At 64.4% G+C, this 14,698-nt stretch carries 13 protein-coding genes; 5 read left to right on the forward strand and 8 right to left on the reverse strand.

From position 1 onward, the window contains the following. Positions 1-28: 28 nt before the first annotated feature. Positions 29-1,558, reverse strand: coding sequence for an ABC transporter substrate-binding protein (locus tag LB519_RS02160; protein WP_224618519.1), 1,530 nt, complete (start codon positions 1,556-1,558; stop codon positions 29-31). 110 nt (positions 1,559-1,668) lie between these two features. Continuing rightward, entirely contained in the window at positions 1,669-3,243 is a 1,575-nt protein-coding gene (locus LB519_RS02165) for a phytoene desaturase family protein (protein ID WP_224618520.1), read from the reverse strand. Positions 3,244-3,362: 119 nt separating this feature from the next. On the opposite strand from LB519_RS02165, the gene LB519_RS02170 reads away from it, so the two are divergent. The 5 genes from LB519_RS02170 (at position 3,363) to LB519_RS02190 (ending at position 10,294) form a co-directional block, all read left to right on the forward strand. After that, positions 3,363-4,154, forward strand: coding sequence for a cyclase family protein (locus tag LB519_RS02170; RefSeq protein ID WP_063171148.1), 792 nt, complete (start codon positions 3,363-3,365; stop codon positions 4,152-4,154). Between the two features lie 314 nt (positions 4,155-4,468). Then, positions 4,469-6,040, forward strand: coding sequence for a phytoene desaturase family protein (locus tag LB519_RS02175; RefSeq protein ID WP_224618522.1), 1,572 nt, complete (start codon positions 4,469-4,471; stop codon positions 6,038-6,040). Beyond that, positions 6,040-6,522: a MarR family winged helix-turn-helix transcriptional regulator gene (locus LB519_RS02180; protein ID WP_013527967.1), complete on the forward strand. Its 483-nt coding sequence runs from the start codon at positions 6,040-6,042 to the stop codon at positions 6,520-6,522. The genes LB519_RS02175 and LB519_RS02180 overlap by 1 nt, the downstream gene beginning before the upstream one ends. 45 nt (positions 6,523-6,567) lie before the next feature. Then, entirely contained in the window at positions 6,568-8,721 is a 2,154-nt protein-coding gene (locus LB519_RS02185; RefSeq protein WP_013527966.1) for an indolepyruvate ferredoxin oxidoreductase subunit alpha, read from the forward strand. Beyond that, positions 8,714-10,294, forward strand: coding sequence for an indolepyruvate oxidoreductase subunit beta family protein (locus LB519_RS02190; RefSeq protein WP_224618524.1), 1,581 nt, complete (start codon positions 8,714-8,716; stop codon positions 10,292-10,294). The genes LB519_RS02185 and LB519_RS02190 overlap by 8 nt, the downstream gene beginning before the upstream one ends. A 1-nt stretch (position 10,295) precedes the next feature. On the opposite strand, the gene LB519_RS02195 is transcribed toward LB519_RS02190, so the two are convergent. From LB519_RS02195 to LB519_RS02220, 6 genes are all read right to left on the reverse strand, one after another. Further along, positions 10,296-12,032 carry a sulfatase-like hydrolase/transferase gene (locus tag LB519_RS02195; protein WP_224618525.1) on the reverse strand — a complete coding sequence of 579 codons (1,737 nt, stop codon included), beginning with the start codon at positions 12,030-12,032 and terminating at the stop codon, positions 10,296-10,298. A 174-nt stretch (positions 12,033-12,206) separates the two neighbouring features. After that, positions 12,207-12,494, reverse strand: a complete 288-nt coding sequence (locus tag LB519_RS02200) for a GCG_CRPN prefix-to-repeats domain-containing protein (protein WP_224618528.1) — start codon at positions 12,492-12,494, stop codon at positions 12,207-12,209. Between the two features lie 111 nt (positions 12,495-12,605). Continuing rightward, positions 12,606-13,067: a periplasmic heavy metal sensor gene (locus tag LB519_RS02205; protein WP_224618529.1), complete on the reverse strand. Its 462-nt coding sequence runs from the start codon at positions 13,065-13,067 to the stop codon at positions 12,606-12,608. Further along, entirely contained in the window at positions 13,064-13,516 is a 453-nt protein-coding gene (locus LB519_RS02210; RefSeq protein WP_024503411.1) for a hypothetical protein, read from the reverse strand. Before LB519_RS02210 ends, LB519_RS02205 begins: the two co-directional genes overlap by 4 nt. A gap of 86 nt (positions 13,517-13,602) precedes the next feature. Further along, complete coding sequence (locus LB519_RS02215; RefSeq protein ID WP_013527960.1) at positions 13,603-14,145, reverse strand: RNA polymerase sigma factor; 543 nt, start codon at positions 14,143-14,145, stop codon at positions 13,603-13,605. Between the two features lie 45 nt (positions 14,146-14,190). After that, the gene (locus LB519_RS02220) at positions 14,191-14,622 is read right to left on the reverse strand and encodes an EF-hand domain-containing protein (RefSeq protein ID WP_013527959.1); all 432 of its coding nucleotides are present in this window, start codon (positions 14,620-14,622) and stop codon (positions 14,191-14,193) included. Positions 14,623-14,698 lie beyond the last annotated feature (76 nt).

Below are 14,698 nucleotides of genomic sequence, written 5' to 3' on the forward strand. Positions count from 1 at the left end.
TTGCGACAGCGCGCCTTTCTCGACTCTCTCAGGCCGGGGTCATCAGGGCCGGCAGCAGCGCGCCCGACACATGCTGAACCACATTGACGCCCTTGGCATGGACGATGGGCTGCGCATACTGCATCAGCGGCAGCACATAGGCCTGCTCGGCGATGTATTTGTCGACAGCCTTCCAGCCGGCGATGCGCTTGGCCTCGTCCTTCTCGCCCCACAGCGGGTTGATCATGTCGATCAAATCCTGGCTGTCCCACACCGAATGCGGGCTCGGGCCGTACATGGCAAAGCCGGTCGAGGTGGTCGGATCGCCGATGGCGTTGCCCCAGTTGTAGAAGGCGGCCGGCGCCAGCTTATCGGCGGCGCGCAGTTCGTAGTGCTTTGCGATCTCGTAGACCTCGATCGTCGCCTCGATGCCGACCTTGCGCCACATGCCGACGATCGCCTGGATCATCTCATAGTCCTTGGGCTTGAAGCCCTTGGTCGTCTGGATGGTGAACTTGACCGGCTTTTCCGGCGAATAGCCGGAGGCAGCCAGCAATTCCTTGGCCTTTTCCGGATTGTGCTCGACCTTGATCGACGCGTCGTAGGATGCGTATTCCGGCGTTTCCAGCGTATCGATCGGCTGTCCGTAGCCGCGCAGCAGGCGATCGACCAGCAGCTTCTTGTCGACGGCCATCACGGCGGCCTGACGGACGTTCTTGTCCAGCATCGCCTCGATGTCGTTGAAGAAGATCATGCCGATGTCGGAAACGTTCTTGCACGAGCCGGCCAGCCCGTCCTTGGCGATCAGCCGGTCATACTCCTCGTAGGGGATTTCGAGCGTCACTTGCGAGGAGCCGGATTCGATCTCGGCGACGCGGCTTGCCGCGTCGGCGACGAACTTGATCGTCACATTCTCGAAGGCCGGCTTGCCGCCCCAGTAGTTCGGGTTTGCCTTGAGCCGCAGGAAAGCGTTGCGCTCGAACTTTTCCACCATGTAGGGGCCGGTGCCGATCGGCGCCTTCTCGAAGCCTTCGGCGCCGACCTTCTCGTAATAGGTCTTCGGCATGATGTAGCCGGTCAGGAACGACATCCATTTGAAATAGACCGGGTCGAACTGCACGACGTCGCCGGTGATCTTGTTGCCGTCGATCTTGAAGTTGTTGACGTTCTTCCAGACGAACTGGATCGGGTTGCCGGTCTTTTCGTCGCCTGCCCGCTGTAGCGACCAGACGACGTCCTCGGCCGTGAACGGCGAGCCGTCATGCCAGGTCACGCCTTCGCGCACCGTCATCATGATCTTCGTGCGGTCGTCGTTCCAGCCCCATTCGGTGAGCAGGCCCGGCGCGAAGGACAAATCGGGCTTCTGCGGGATGAACTGGTCGAATACCGACTGGTAAAGCCCCTGGATCGTCGGGTTGACGGCCGAAGGTCCGGTGGTCGGATCCCAGGATGGCAGGTTGACATTGTAGGCGATGGTCAGTTCGCCGGCAGCCGCCCTAGCGATCTGCGGCAGGCCGACGGCGGCCACCCCGAGTGCCGCAGCGCTGTATCCCAGCAATTCACGTCTGTTGATTGTCATGGTCGTTCCCCTTGTTGGTTTTGTTTCTGCGCGGCGTCTTCATGTCATCGGTTCAGGCTTCTTGGGCAGCAGCGCCTTGCCCCTCGTAGCCTCAAGGAAATCTCCGGCTCCTACCTCCCGCCAAGCTGTTGTGCGAGCATGAAGCCCGACGCCGCACCGGTGCCGGCGCCCGGCCATGTCGCGGCTCCAGTGAGGTGCAGATGCGCCACCGGCGTGTTCCAGCCGGCATAGTTGCGCGCCGGGCGGAATAAAAAGTTCTGCGCCAGATGATGGCTGCCGCAGACCTGGTCGCCACCGACGAGATTCGGGTTCTCACGCTCGAGGTCGATGGGCGAGAAGACGGCGCGGCCGAGGATCTTGTTGCGCAGGCCGGGCGCATAGGTCTCGATGATGTCGAGGACACGCTCGGCGTAGGCTTCCTTCACCTTGTCCCAATGGTCCGGTGCGATGTTGCCGGCGGCATCGCCCAGGATTTCGGCCGGCAGCATGCGCACTTGCACCCACAGCACATGCTTTCCCTGAGGCGCCCGCGACGGGTCGATCGCCGTCGGCTGGCCGACCACCAGCACAGGCTCGTCCGGCAGCATGCCCGCCATGGCCTGCTGATAGGTGCGCGACATGGCGTCGAGCGACGGCGACAGATGCACATAGGCGAACTGCCGAAGCTCCGCTCCGGCACGCCAATCCGGCAAATCGTCCAGCGCTAGGTGGATCATCATCGTGCCTGGCGCGTGGCGGAATTTCTGCATCGCCGTGTCGAAGCCGGCGTCGCCCGAACCATTGGGCAGCAGCTTGCCCGTCAGCGCCTTGGGCGCGACGCCGGCAATGACTGCCCTGGTGGCGGTATGCGACTCGCCCGAAGCGAGCCGTACGCCGGTCGCCTTGCCGGCCGAAACGGTGATCTCGGCGACTTCGGCGCCGGTGACGATCTTGCCGCCGGCGGAGGTCACCATGCCAGAGAGGGCACGGATGATGGTGTCGGCGCCGCCCTTGCCCAGCACCATGCCGAAACTCTGGTTGGCCATCGATTCCAGATAGGGGAAAACCGCACCGCCGGCGACATCCGGGGCGAAGTCGAGATGCATGCCCCAAGTGGCGAGCGTTGCCCTGATATGCGGCGACTCGAAAGTTTCCTCCAGCCAGGCGCGGGGTGAGGACAGCAGCAGGCGGCCCGTATCGAGCGCTCCGGACATGCCCTTCTTGCGCCACAGGTTCCACGCCGTGCCGGCAAGCGCGCGGGCACTCATCGGCGAACCCAGCAGCCGGAACAGGTGTTCGGCCTCCGCCGGGAAGGCGGCAACCAGCCTGCGCCATGTGGCGGCGTCAGTGGCGGAGAAGGCGGCGATGCGCGGGGCCGTCTTTTCCAGATCGTTGCTGACGCCGAACCAGCGCCCGTCAGGGAATGCGCTGGCGAAACAGTCGGCGACCGGGGCGAACTCCAGCCCCTGCGCTTTCAATTCATTTGCATATTTCCGGTGGAAGGCCGAGCCGGCGAAGAGGCTGAGATTCATCGCGCCGAAATCGTGGCGGAAGCCGGGAAGGGTGAATTCGCGCGTCTGGACGGCGCCGCCGATTGTCGCGCCGCGCTCGAAAACCCCTGTTTTCCAGCCTTTGAGCGCCAAATGCGCGGCGCATGCCAGACTGTTGTGGCCCGCCCCGACAAAGATGGCGTCGAACTCGCTCACGCCCCGTCCCCATTTCCTTTATGCTTAAAGATAATTGCAGATGCATATGTTTTCGTCTAGTAGGATATTAAGGGCCGAGACGAGCCTTGATCATCACACGAAAGAGGGAACTTCAAACCATGGACACGCAAAAACTCCTCGGCGAAGTCGCCGGCCAGCTTCTTTCAGGCGCCATCAAGGTGGTCGACCTGTCGGCGCCGCTCGGCCCGGACACGCCGTTGATCAAGCTGCCGCCGGAACTCGCCGTCGACACGCCGAAGGTCGAGATCCACAACATCTCCCGTTACGACAAGAATGGTCCGTGGTGGGCCTGGAACTGGCTGAAGCTCGGCGAGCATTCCGGCACGCATTTCGACGCGCCGCAGCACTGGATCAGCGGCAAGGATTATCCGGACGGCGCCACCGACACCATTCCGGCGCAGAATTTCGTCGGCCCGGTCAATGTCATCGACTGTTCGAAGGAAGCCGCCGCCGACCCCGATTTCCTGCTCACCGTCGACCACATCAAGGCCTGGGAAGCCAAGCACGGTGCGATCAATGCCGGCGAATGGGTGGTGATGCGCACCGACTGGTACAAGCGCAACGGCTCGGAAGCCGAGTTCCTCAACGCCAACGAGACCGGCCCGCACACGCCCGGCCCGACGGCCGAAGCCATCCAGTTCCTGATCAGTAAGGACATCAGGGGCTGGGGCTCGGAGACGATCGGCACCGATGCCGGCAAGGCCGGTGGCATGGAGCCGCCATTCCCGGCGCACACGCTGATGCACAAGGCCAACCGCTACGGTCTCGCCAGCCTCTGCAACCTCGACCAGCTGCCGCCGAAGGGCGCCATCCTGATCGCGGCGCCGCTCAAGATCGAGCACGGCACCGGCAGCCCGATCCGCGCGCTGGCGCTGGTGTCGAAGCAATAAAGCGAGGTGGGTCTTCGGGAGAAGATCATGCGAGAAGGCGAAACCGGGTTGATGGCAGGTAGAGGGTGGCAGGCTTGTAGCGCTAGCGCCCTACGGCGCCCCCCTCTGTCCTGCCGGACATCTCCCCCTCAAGGGGGGAGATTGGCCTTCACAATGGTTTTCGCCAATCTGCGACGTTGCAGGATTGAGTGGGGCGCCGAAGCTGCCAATCTCCCCCCAAGAGGGGGAGATGGCCGGCAGGCCAGAGGGGGGCGCCGTAGAGCGCAATTCCACGCGATTGAACTCCGCTGCCCGCAAGCAAAGAGCAACCGCCAATGACCGCCCCCGATCACATCATCGTCGGCAGCGGCATCAACGCGCTGGTCTGCGCGGCGATGCTTGGCGGCAAAGGGGCGCGTGTGCTCGTCCTGGAGCGCAACGACCGCATTGGCGGTTGTTTGCGCACCGAGGAGATCACCGCGCCCGGCTTCATCCATGATGTGATGGCGACGACCTTCGTGCTGTTCATCACCTCGCCGGCCTTTGCGGTACTGGGCGCCGATCTCGCGCGCCACGGGCTGGAGTTCTGCCACACGGGCACGCCGACGGGCGTGCTGCGGCCGGATGGCAGCCATGCCGTGCTCAGCACCGACCGTGCCGCCAACATCGCCGCCCTCAACGCAATCACGGCAGGCGACGGTGACCGGCACGCGGATGATATCGGCGGTATCGAACGCAATGCCGGCCTGCTGTTCGGCTTACTCGGCGGCAGCCTGTGGTCCTACCCGACAGCGAAGCTGCTTGCCGGTGATGGCTGGCGGCGTGGCCCGCGCGGCCTTGCCGCCTTCCTCGGCGAAGCTCTGGTGCCGGCGCGCGGCTGGCTCGACAACACCTACCGGTCCGAAACCATCCGCGCGCTGTGGGCACCCTGGGTACTGCATGCCGGGCTTGGACCCGAGGACGCCTTCTCCGGCCAGATCGCCAAGGTGATCGCCTTCGCACTTGAGGCGGCCGGAGCACCGATCGTCAAGGGTGGGGCAAAAAACCTGCTGGCGGCCTTCGAGGCTTTGATTCGGGAACGCGGCGGCGATATCCGCACCGGCGCCGATGTCGCTTCGATCGTTCAAAACAATGGCCGGGCAACCGGCGTGCGGCTGGCCTCGGGCGAGACAATCAATGCCGACAAGAGCGTCATCTGCTCGGTTACGCCAACGCAGCTCTATGGCAGGCTGCTTGGCACGGATGCACCCAAAGCCGATGTCGAGGCGACGCAAAAGTACCGCTACGGCAAAGGCAATTTCCAGATCCACTACGCCTTGGACAAACCGCCCGCATGGCCGGGCGAAGGCTTGGATAAGGTGGCGTTGCTGCACCTCACGCCCGGCCTGGATGGCGTCTCGAAAGCTTGCAACGAGGCGGCGCGCGGCATGTTGCCGGAGGTGCCGACCATCTGTGTCGGCCAGCCGCATGCGCTTGACCCATCGCGCTGCCCTGAAGGCAAGGCGATCCTGTGGCTGCAACTGCCCGAGGCGCCTCGCCACATCAAGGGCGACGCGGCCGGCAAGCTGCAGGCGCCGGCAGACGGGCAATGGACCGATGTGCTGCGCGAAGCCTATGCCGACCGCATTGAGGCGATCCTCGCCAGCCATATCGAAGGCTTCAAGGACAGCGTCATCGCGCGCCGCGCCTATTCGCCGGCCGATCTGGAGGCGATGAACATCAACCTGGTCGGCGGTGACCCCTATGGCGGTTCCTCGACCATCGACCAGTCTTTCCTGTGGCGGCCGTTCAAGACCAGCCGCAATCATCAGACCGGCATCAAGGGTCTCTACCATATCGGCGCCTCGACCCACCCGGGTGCGGGTCTCGGCGGCGGTTCCGGATTTCTCCTGGCGGGGAGGCTGTGATGGAAGAGAAGGTCGCGGAAAAGCGCCAGCGCATTTCGACCCTGGGGCAGATCGGGCTGCAGCAATTCGCGCCCTATCTGATGAACCGCATCATGGGCCGCTACAACGCCACCTTGCGCGACGATTTCCGCAAGCAGGGCCTGACCATCCCGCAGGTCCGCACGCTCGCCGTGCTGTCGGTCACCGACGGTATCACCGTCAACGACCTCTCGGTCTATACGGTCATCGAGCAATCGACCTTGAGCCGGACCCTCGATACGCTGGAGGGCCAGGGTCTGGTGCGACGCGAGCAGGGTGTCACCGACAGCCGAATCCGCCATGTGTTCCTGACCGACGAGGGCCGCGCCGAGTTCACCCGCGCCTGGCCGGCCATGCACGACGCGTTCGAAGCGATGTTCGACGACATCGACGATGCCGAATATTCCGCGCTCATCGCCACGCTTTTGAAGATGCTGAAGAACATTCGCAAGCACGACATCTAGACCTACGCGCCGCCAGCGCTGGCGGTAACGGAAGGGAGAAAAAGAATGGCCGAACGGTCTTTTGCCAGGGAAGTCGAAAAACTCAGGCTCGGTGCCGGCGAGGAGTTTGCCGGCGAAGGCATTCTCGCCATCACCAAGGCGCTGCTGCAATGCGGCGTCGGCTATGTCGGCGGCTATCAGGGCGCGCCGATCAGCCACCTGATGGACGTGCTGGCCGACGCGCAGGACATTCTGGGCGAGCTCGGCGTGCATTTCGAAGCCAGCGCCTCGGAAGCCACTGCCACCGCCATGCTGGCGGCGTCAGTGCATTATCCCATTCGCGGTGCGGCGACCTTCAAGTCGACCGTCGGCACCAATGTTGCCTCCGACGCGCTCGCCAATCTCGCCTCCGGCGGCGTCACCGGCGGCGCGCTGATCATCGTCGGCGAAGACTATGGCGAGGGCTCCTCGATCATGCAGGAGCGCAGCCATGCCTTCGCCATGAAAAGCCAGGTGTGGCTGCTCGACCCGCGACCGAACCTGCCATCGATCGTCAAGGCGGTGGAGGATGGTTTCGAGCTGTCGGAGATTTCCAACACGCCGGTCATGCTGCAGGTGCGCATCCGCTGCTGCCACGTGCATGGCCATTTCATCGCCAAGGACAACAAGCGGCCGCCGATGACGGTCGCCGATGCCCTCGACGCGCCTCGCCGCGACACCGGCCGCATCGTGCTGCCGCCCGCCTCCTTCCTGCATGAGAAGGAGAAGGTGCAGAAACGCTGGCCGGCGGCGGTCGACTTCATCGCCAAGAACAAGATCAACGAGTTCTTCGGCTCGGACCATGGCTCGGTCGGCATCGTCATGCAGGGCGGCATGTACAATTCGGTCATCCGCGCGCTGCAGCGGCTCGGCCTTGCCGATATTTATGGCGACACCGACGTGCCGCTCTATGTGCTCAATGCCGTCTATCCCTTGATCGATGACGAGTTCCTGTCGTTCTGCGAGGGCAAGCAGTCGGTGCTGGTCGTCGAGGAAGGCCAGCCCAACTACATCGAACAGGCCTTTGCTTCGATGCTGCACAAGGCCGGTCGAGGCACCAGGCTGGTCGGCAAGGAGCATCTGCCGATGGCCGGCGAATATACCGGCCAGGTCATGCTCGACGGCATCGGCGCCTTCCTGCGCGCCGAGGCGCCGCATCTGCTGCCGGGCGAGGTGCGCGCGCCCAACAAGGTCGGCGACGGCGTTGATGCCGCTGACCTCATCAATGTCGTGCCGGGCCGTCCGCCGGGCTTCTGCATCGGCTGCCCGGAACGGCCGATCTTTGCCGCGACAAAACTGGTCGAGCAGGAGCTAGGCAAGCATCACATCGCCTCCGACATCGGCTGCCATCTGTTCTCGATCATGCCGCCTTTCGAGCTTGGCGCCACCACCATGGGCTACGGGCTGGGCCCGGCCTCCGCCTCGGCCTTCAATTCGCCTGATGCCAAGCGGCGGTCCATCTCCTTCGTCGGCGACGGCGGCTTCTGGCACAACGGCCTGACCTCCTCAATTGGCAACGCGGTGTTCAACAAGAACGACGGCGTCATCGTCATCGTCGATAATTTTTACTCGGCCGCCACCGGCGGCCAGGACATCCTCTCATCCCGCGCCGGCAACAAGACCAAGTCGACGAAGCATCCGATCACCGAGGCGGTCAAAGGCATGGGCGTCAAATGGCTGCGCCATGTCGACCGCACCTATGACGTGACCAAGATGCAGGACACGCTACGCGAGGCGCTGACGACGGAGGAGAAGGGGCCGAAAGTCATCGTCGCCTCGTCCGAATGCATGCTCAACCGCCAGCGCCGCGAAAAGCCGCTGGTCGACAAGGCGATCAAGGGCGGGACCCGTGTCGTGAAACCGAAGTTCGGCGTCGATGAGGACATCTGCACCGGTGACCATGCCTGCATGCGGCTGTCCGGCTGCCCATCGCTGTCGGTCAAGTCGCTCGACGATCCTTTGCGCGACGATCCGGTCGCGCATATCGACCAGAGTTGCGTCGGCTGCGGCAATTGCGGCGAGGTCGCCGATGCGGCGGTGCTCTGCCCGTCCTTCTATCGCGCCGACGTCGTCCACAATCCAAGCCGCTGGGATCGCTTCCTGGAAGCCGCGCGCCGCGCCACCATCAGCCTGTTGCAGCGTCGCCGCGAAAGCCGGCGCCTGACTTTCGCCGATGCTTGACGCCGTCCCCCCACTTCGCGCCCATGCCGGCGCTCAGGATGGTGAGCGTGTCATCAAGCTCGCCGTGCTGGCGGTCGGCGGCCAGGGCGGCGGCGTGCTCGCCGACTGGATTACCGATGTCGCCGAGCGCAACGGCTATGTCGCGCAGTCGACCTCGGTCGCCGGCGTCGCCCAGCGTACCGGCGCCACCATCTACTATGTCGAGATGGCCCGCGACACCGGCCGGCTGCCGGTCTTTGCGCTGTCGCCCTCGCAGGGCGATGTCGACATACTGATCGCGGCGGAGTTGATGGAAGCCGGCCGCGCCATCATTCGCGGCTTCGTCACGCCCGAGCGCACCACGCTGATCGCCTCGTCGCACCGCATCGCCGCCGTGTCGGAAAAGATCGAACCGGGCGACGGCAGGGCTTCGTCCTCCAAGGTGCATGCAACGGCGGAAGCCGCATCGAAGCGCTTCATCGCTTTCGATATGGAGAAGATCGCCGCCGACAATGGCTCGATGATCTCGGCCAGCCTGCTTGGCGCGCTGGCAGGGTCCGGCGCCCTGCCGTTCACGCGCGAGAGCTACGAACAGGCGATCGGTGCCGGCGGCCGGGGCGTCAAGGCCAGCCTCGCCGCCTTCGGTGCCGCGTTTGATCGTGCGCGCGGCACGGCAGCACCGGCGCCTAGGCCGGCCGAGCCCGCGATTGTCGAATCTGCCCTGGGCGCCGGACAGGTGAGTGGCCCGCGAAACCTGCTGCAAGGCTGGCAGGCCTTGGCTGCCCGCATCGATCTGTTGCCAATGGCGGTCCGCGACATGGCGCTCCGGGGCTTGCGAAAGGTCGTCGACTATCAGGACATCGCCTATGGGCGCGACTATCTCGACCGGCTGGACAAAGCCATCGCGCTGGACGGGCCGGATCGCGGCTATGGCTTGTCTATCGCTGCCGCAAAGCATCTCGCGAACGCCATGTGCTACGACGACATGATCCGCGTCGCCGATCTCAAGACACGCTCGACACGTGACAAACGCGTGCGCCGCGAGGTCGGCGTCAAGGATGGCTCGATCCTGCAGGTGACCGAATATTTCCATCCGCGCATCGAGGAGTTCTGCGGCACGCTGCCGGCGGGTCTGGGCAGCTACATCGAGGACCGGCCGAAGCTCGCCGCCTTTCTCGACCGCCGCATCAACCATGGCCGCCGCATCCGCACCGACAGTTTTGCCGGCTTTTCAGCACTCTGGTTCATAGGCGGCCTGCGCCGCTGGCGCCGTCGCCTGCTGCGCCACCAGGTCGAGATCGCGCATCTCGATCGCTGGTACGCGCTGGCGCTCGACCATGTGCCCCAGGATTACGCACTGGCCGTCGAGATCCTCAATTGCCGCCGGCTGATCAAGGGCTACAGCGACACCCATGCCCGGGCGCAATCGAAATTCGACCGCGTGCTCTCGGCGCTCGACCTGGTCAAGGGCCGCACCGACGCCGCCGACTGGATCCGCCGCCTGCGCGAGATGGCGCTGAAGGACGAGAAGGGCGACATGCTCGACGGCGCGCTGAAGACCGTGGCGACGCTGGGGCCGGATACAATAGGCTGATTTAACGGGCATCTACCGATTGGAGCGGCGCCAGCCCATGCAGCGGCACCGCTTCGGCGAACAGATGCAGCAGCCCTGAATCGACGCGCCTACGCAGATGCGCATCGACCTCCGCCCGATCCTGACAACCATGAAACCTGCCGCCGCAACCGTCGCGCAGGCGCACGAGATCGGCCATGACAGGCGACATCGGCAGGCCGGCGGCATCGAGCAGGCTTGCGCTGAGGAAGCCGACGTCGAGCGGGGCCAGGTCAGGCATCGGATGGCGCAAAGGATGGTTGAAGGTGGTGAGCGTGTAGAAAGTGCGATAGGCAAGCGAGCCAGGGGTCGCCAAGGCGTCGTCCCCGGCGATCGCCTCGACGAACGGCTTGGTCGCCGACGACTGGTGATCGCCGAATTCGAGCACCACGGCGCCGCGTTCACCGGCATCCGCTTGCCTCTTGTCGAGGAAATCCTGGAAATCGCCGCGCGCTACCGCCATCCGGCGCAGATACTCATTGGCCTGGAAATCGCCCGAGAAAGGCTCGCCCTCGACCTTCAGCCCGGGCTCCATCCGCCCCTCATAGGGTGAGTGCGGAAACATGGTCTGGATTTCGAGGAACAGCGGCCGGCCGTCTTCCCTATGGTGCCTGGCGATGAATGCCTCGGCCGCCTGGTAATAAAAGTTGTCGCGCAGGTGATAGAAGGGCGCGGCGATGTCCTTGATGTCGAGCACGGTCTCGAAACCGATCGATTTCAGGAACGGCCCTTCATTGACGAACGAAAAGTCCATCGGCGTCATCACGACAGTCCGATATCCGCAGCGCGCCAGCACCTCCGGCAAGGCTCCGGCGACCTTGTCCTGCAGGGTGATGGTCAGATAGGGGCTTCGCCAGCCGAAATCGGTGGCCGACAGGCCGGTCATCAGCGACAGATTGGTGATCCAGGTGCCGCCGCCAAACGTCTCGACCTGCATCTGGTGCGGCGTGCCGGCCCCCGGTGCGAATCTCTGCAGGAATCCCGCGCCGTTGCCGACCTGCGGAAAATAGCCGGGATCGGACTGGCTTTCGCTGAGCACGAAAAAGACGTCGGGAAGATCAGCCCGGTCGCCGCAATCGACCGTGTCGGCAAAAGGCGGCTGCGGCGCCACGGCTTGCAGCCGCTTTTCGAAGCCCGATTCTACAACGAGGTTGTGCAAATCCAGCAGCGAGACGAAGAAGGCCGACATGTGCCGGCCCTGCATGTAGTAGAAATAGCGGTCCTTCGAGGCCTCGGCCGGAAAGGTCAGCGGCACCAGAACGACGAGCGCCGCCATGACCAGGACGCGTGCCGACACCGGCCAGCCGATTTTCCGATCGATCCGGAACAGAAGCACCGCCGCCGTAATGCCGAGCCCCAGGGCAATGACGACCGGCGCGATCAGATGGAGGTAGGAGCCGAGCAGGAAGCGATACACTTCCGGGTCCCTCGACACGAAGACCGTGTCGTAGAAGTGCAGCGAAAACCCCTTCATCCTGAACTTGATCGCCGAAACCACGGTGACGAAGGCAATGCCCATCCAGGCGAGATAGACTGAAAAGGCAAGGCGCCCCGAAGCCAGGAACAGAAGCCCGGCAAGGGCTGCCACCAGCGCCAGCGAGAACGGCACCGACAGCCATTCGTGCTCGGCCCGTCCGGCGGCGAAGACGCCTGCAAGGCTGACCACGGCCAGCGTCAGCGGATGGCAGAGCACCCGTCCAAGACCTTGAAGCTGAACCACAGATTTTCCCACGAAGATGCCTGAGCATAGTTTCGGGAAATTCTTCGATTATTTGCGGGCTAAGAACAAATGTATAGTGAATTTAACCTTAACTCGGCTGGTCGGGATTGTCCGGTGCGCGCCAGCGCCCGCGCGGGGCCGCCCCGAAAGGTGCCTGGCCCCGCGGTGCTTTGATCAGTAATGGTGCCAGCGATGCCAGTGATGGTGCGGGTGCCAGCCATAGACCGGGGCGCGCCAGTAGTGGTAGCGCGGGCGCACGACGACGACGCCGTTCGGCACGCAGCGGCCCCATCTGTTAGGGTGCCAGCCGATGCCGCAGCCCCAGCGGACATGCTCGACCAGTGCCGGGGTGGCTGGCTTGGCAACGGACACGATGGGCATTGCGCTGGACGCGGAGGCTGTCACGACAGTTCCACCGATGGCCAGGATAGCGGTTGCTGCATAGTTTTTCAGGCGACTCATAATTGGACTCCGAGTGCTTTCGACGATGAAGATGGCCGTCCTGTATGGTGCACAGGGCAGGCTTGTCCCTTCGCATCGTTAAACGGCGTCTCCGGCCTTTTCCGTCGGTCGTCATGGCGATTTTTTTGGCGCAACGGTGGCGCGGCGTTCCATATGGCGCAGCAACGCCTGTGCCAGCACGCTCCGGTTTTCAGGCGATGTGCTCGCCGCGAAGTCGACAATGGCCTGTTCAAGCCGGCTGCGCACCGTCACATCGGCATTGCGTGCCCGTTCCAGGGCGGCGGACAAGGCGGCCTTGTCCATGACAGGCTGCTGCAACAGGTCCGCTGCCTCCTGCCTCGCCTGCTGGCCATCGAGAATGATCTGACGGGACTGCACGCGAACCTGGCGCAGCGCCTCGCGGAACGCCTTGCGGTCCTGGTCGGGAAGCTGTCGGCCAGCCGATTCCAGCGAGACAGCCGCGCCCGCTTTGGCATTTCTCAGCCAGACCGCGCCGCCGACGAATGCGCCCGCAAGAAAGACGTTCAGCACCACGGAAGTAATGACCAGACCACGGATCCAGCGCGGGCTCATAGGTTTTCCTCACCGTTCTCGGCATCCGGGCCGGCATCGCCAAACGCCGTTACATCGGTATCCAGCACATAATGGTCCGGCTGGACCTCCGGCGTGACGATGGTCACCAGGGCCAGTCCTGCCACGGCACCGGCCAGACCAATGCCGGCAAGTCCAAGTCCCAGCCACCAGAACCACTGACGCCGGCGCTGGACGATGTGCCGGCCGGCAGCCTGCAGAATGCTGCTGTGCAGTGCCTTGTCCGGGGCGTCGACGCGGTAGCTGTCGAGCAGCGCGTCAAGTGTCCCGGCCTGCCTCAAGATGGCCTCGCCCGCGTCGCTTGCGGCAAAGACCGTGCCGGCCATTCGCTCGGCCTCGGGCCATCGCCGCAAGTCGCCGCCATAGGCCTGCGCCAAGGCGGCAAAGCGCCTGGCATCCATTGCGGGTTCGTTCCTGGACCCTTCAGCCATGTGTCTCCCCCTTGCCCGTCGGCGCCGAGCGCCAGGCGGCACCAGCAAGGCGCAATGGCCGTGCTGCGTTGCTGCTTGCCCGGCGTTTACTCATCGGCGCCATCCTCCGCCAGGATCGCTTGCAGCGACCGCCGGCCGCGCGCGAGCAGGCTTTCCAGGGCATCGACGCTGATCTGCAGTGTCGCTGCCGCCTCGATATTGGACATCTCCTGATAGTAGACCAGAACGATCGCTTCGCGCTGGCGCGGCGCTATGGCTTGCAGCGCCCGTTCGACCCGATGGGCTTCTTCCTCGGAATGAGCATCGGGAAGCGGCGCAGGATCGGCGACGTCCGGCAGGTCGCCGGTCACCCACTCGCGCCTGCGACGCAGCCGGTCGTAGCAAAGGTTGAGCGTCACCCGGTGGATCCAGCTGTCGAAGCGCGCATTGCCGCGCCGCCAGCTCGCGGCATGGCGCCAGATCCGCACGAAGGTTTCCTGCGCGACATCCTCGGCCTCCGCCGCATCGCCGAGCATGCGCACGGCAAGCGCCAGGATACGCGGCAGCTTGCGCGCGACGAGCGTTTGCACGGCTGCCGGCTCGCCGGCGCCGACACGGCGAACCAGCTCCTCGTCCGGATCCGCAGCCATCAGTCGGCGCACTCCCGATGTTCATCGCGCGTCATTGCCTCTTGGTCATTGCTCTTGCTTGGGAGCGGTTTTGTGGCCCGGCAGTTCGTCGGCTGTCAGAATGCCATCGGCATTCTTGTCCAGCCGGGCGAAGCGCTTGGCGAAGAAGGCATCGAGTTCGGCGCGATCGATGAAGCCGTCATGGTTGGAATCGATCCGAGCGAAGGATCTGGCGGCGTCGCCCTTGACGTTGCGCTTCGCCTGAAAGGCCTCCCATTCCAGCAGGCTGATCTTGCCGTCGCCATCCGTGTCGGCCGCCATGATCGCCTTTTCGCGCCGCTTCTGGAATTTGGCCAGCGTGATGTCGGACCTGGTCCCCGACGCGCCTGGCGCGGCAAGTGGCGCGCCGGTCTGCGGTGCAGGCGGGGTCGTTGCCTGGGCAAGAGCCGCAACCGTCTGCAAACTCAAGGCAACGACTAATATCGAACGGCTGATCATGTTGTGCGTCTCCAGCTTGGCGCGATGCAGACGGCTTGTGCCGTCATCGCGCTTCAACCGTTAAACGCCGCGACCC

This window comes from Mesorhizobium sp. AD1-1 (assembly GCF_020164655.1).
Classification (GTDB): Bacteria; Pseudomonadota; Alphaproteobacteria; order Rhizobiales; family Rhizobiaceae; genus Mesorhizobium; species Mesorhizobium ciceri.

Bases quoted from the DNA above. Each gene is read 5' to 3' on its own strand.
- LB519_RS02160 (WP_224618519.1), bottom strand. From the start codon at position 1,558: ATGACAATCAACAGACGTGAATTGCTGGGATACAGCGCTGCGGCACTC.
- LB519_RS02170 (WP_063171148.1), top strand. From the start codon at position 3,363: ATGGACACGCAAAAACTCCTCGGCGAAGTCGCCGGCCAGCTTCTTTCA.
- LB519_RS02175 (WP_224618522.1), top strand. From the start codon at position 4,469: ATGACCGCCCCCGATCACATCATCGTCGGCAGCGGCATCAACGCGCTG.
- LB519_RS02180 (WP_013527967.1), top strand. From the start codon at position 6,040: ATGGAAGAGAAGGTCGCGGAAAAGCGCCAGCGCATTTCGACCCTGGGG.
- LB519_RS02185 (WP_013527966.1), top strand. From the start codon at position 6,568: ATGGCCGAACGGTCTTTTGCCAGGGAAGTCGAAAAACTCAGGCTCGGT.
- LB519_RS02190 (WP_224618524.1), top strand. From the start codon at position 8,714: ATGCTTGACGCCGTCCCCCCACTTCGCGCCCATGCCGGCGCTCAGGAT.
- LB519_RS02200 (WP_224618528.1), bottom strand. From the start codon at position 12,494: ATGAGTCGCCTGAAAAACTATGCAGCAACCGCTATCCTGGCCATCGGT.
- LB519_RS02205 (WP_224618529.1), bottom strand. From the start codon at position 13,067: ATGAGCCCGCGCTGGATCCGTGGTCTGGTCATTACTTCCGTGGTGCTG.
- LB519_RS02210 (WP_024503411.1), bottom strand. From the start codon at position 13,516: ATGGCTGAAGGGTCCAGGAACGAACCCGCAATGGATGCCAGGCGCTTT.
- LB519_RS02215 (WP_013527960.1), bottom strand. From the start codon at position 14,145: ATGGCTGCGGATCCGGACGAGGAGCTGGTTCGCCGTGTCGGCGCCGGC.
- LB519_RS02220 (WP_013527959.1), bottom strand. From the start codon at position 14,622: ATGATCAGCCGTTCGATATTAGTCGTTGCCTTGAGTTTGCAGACGGTT.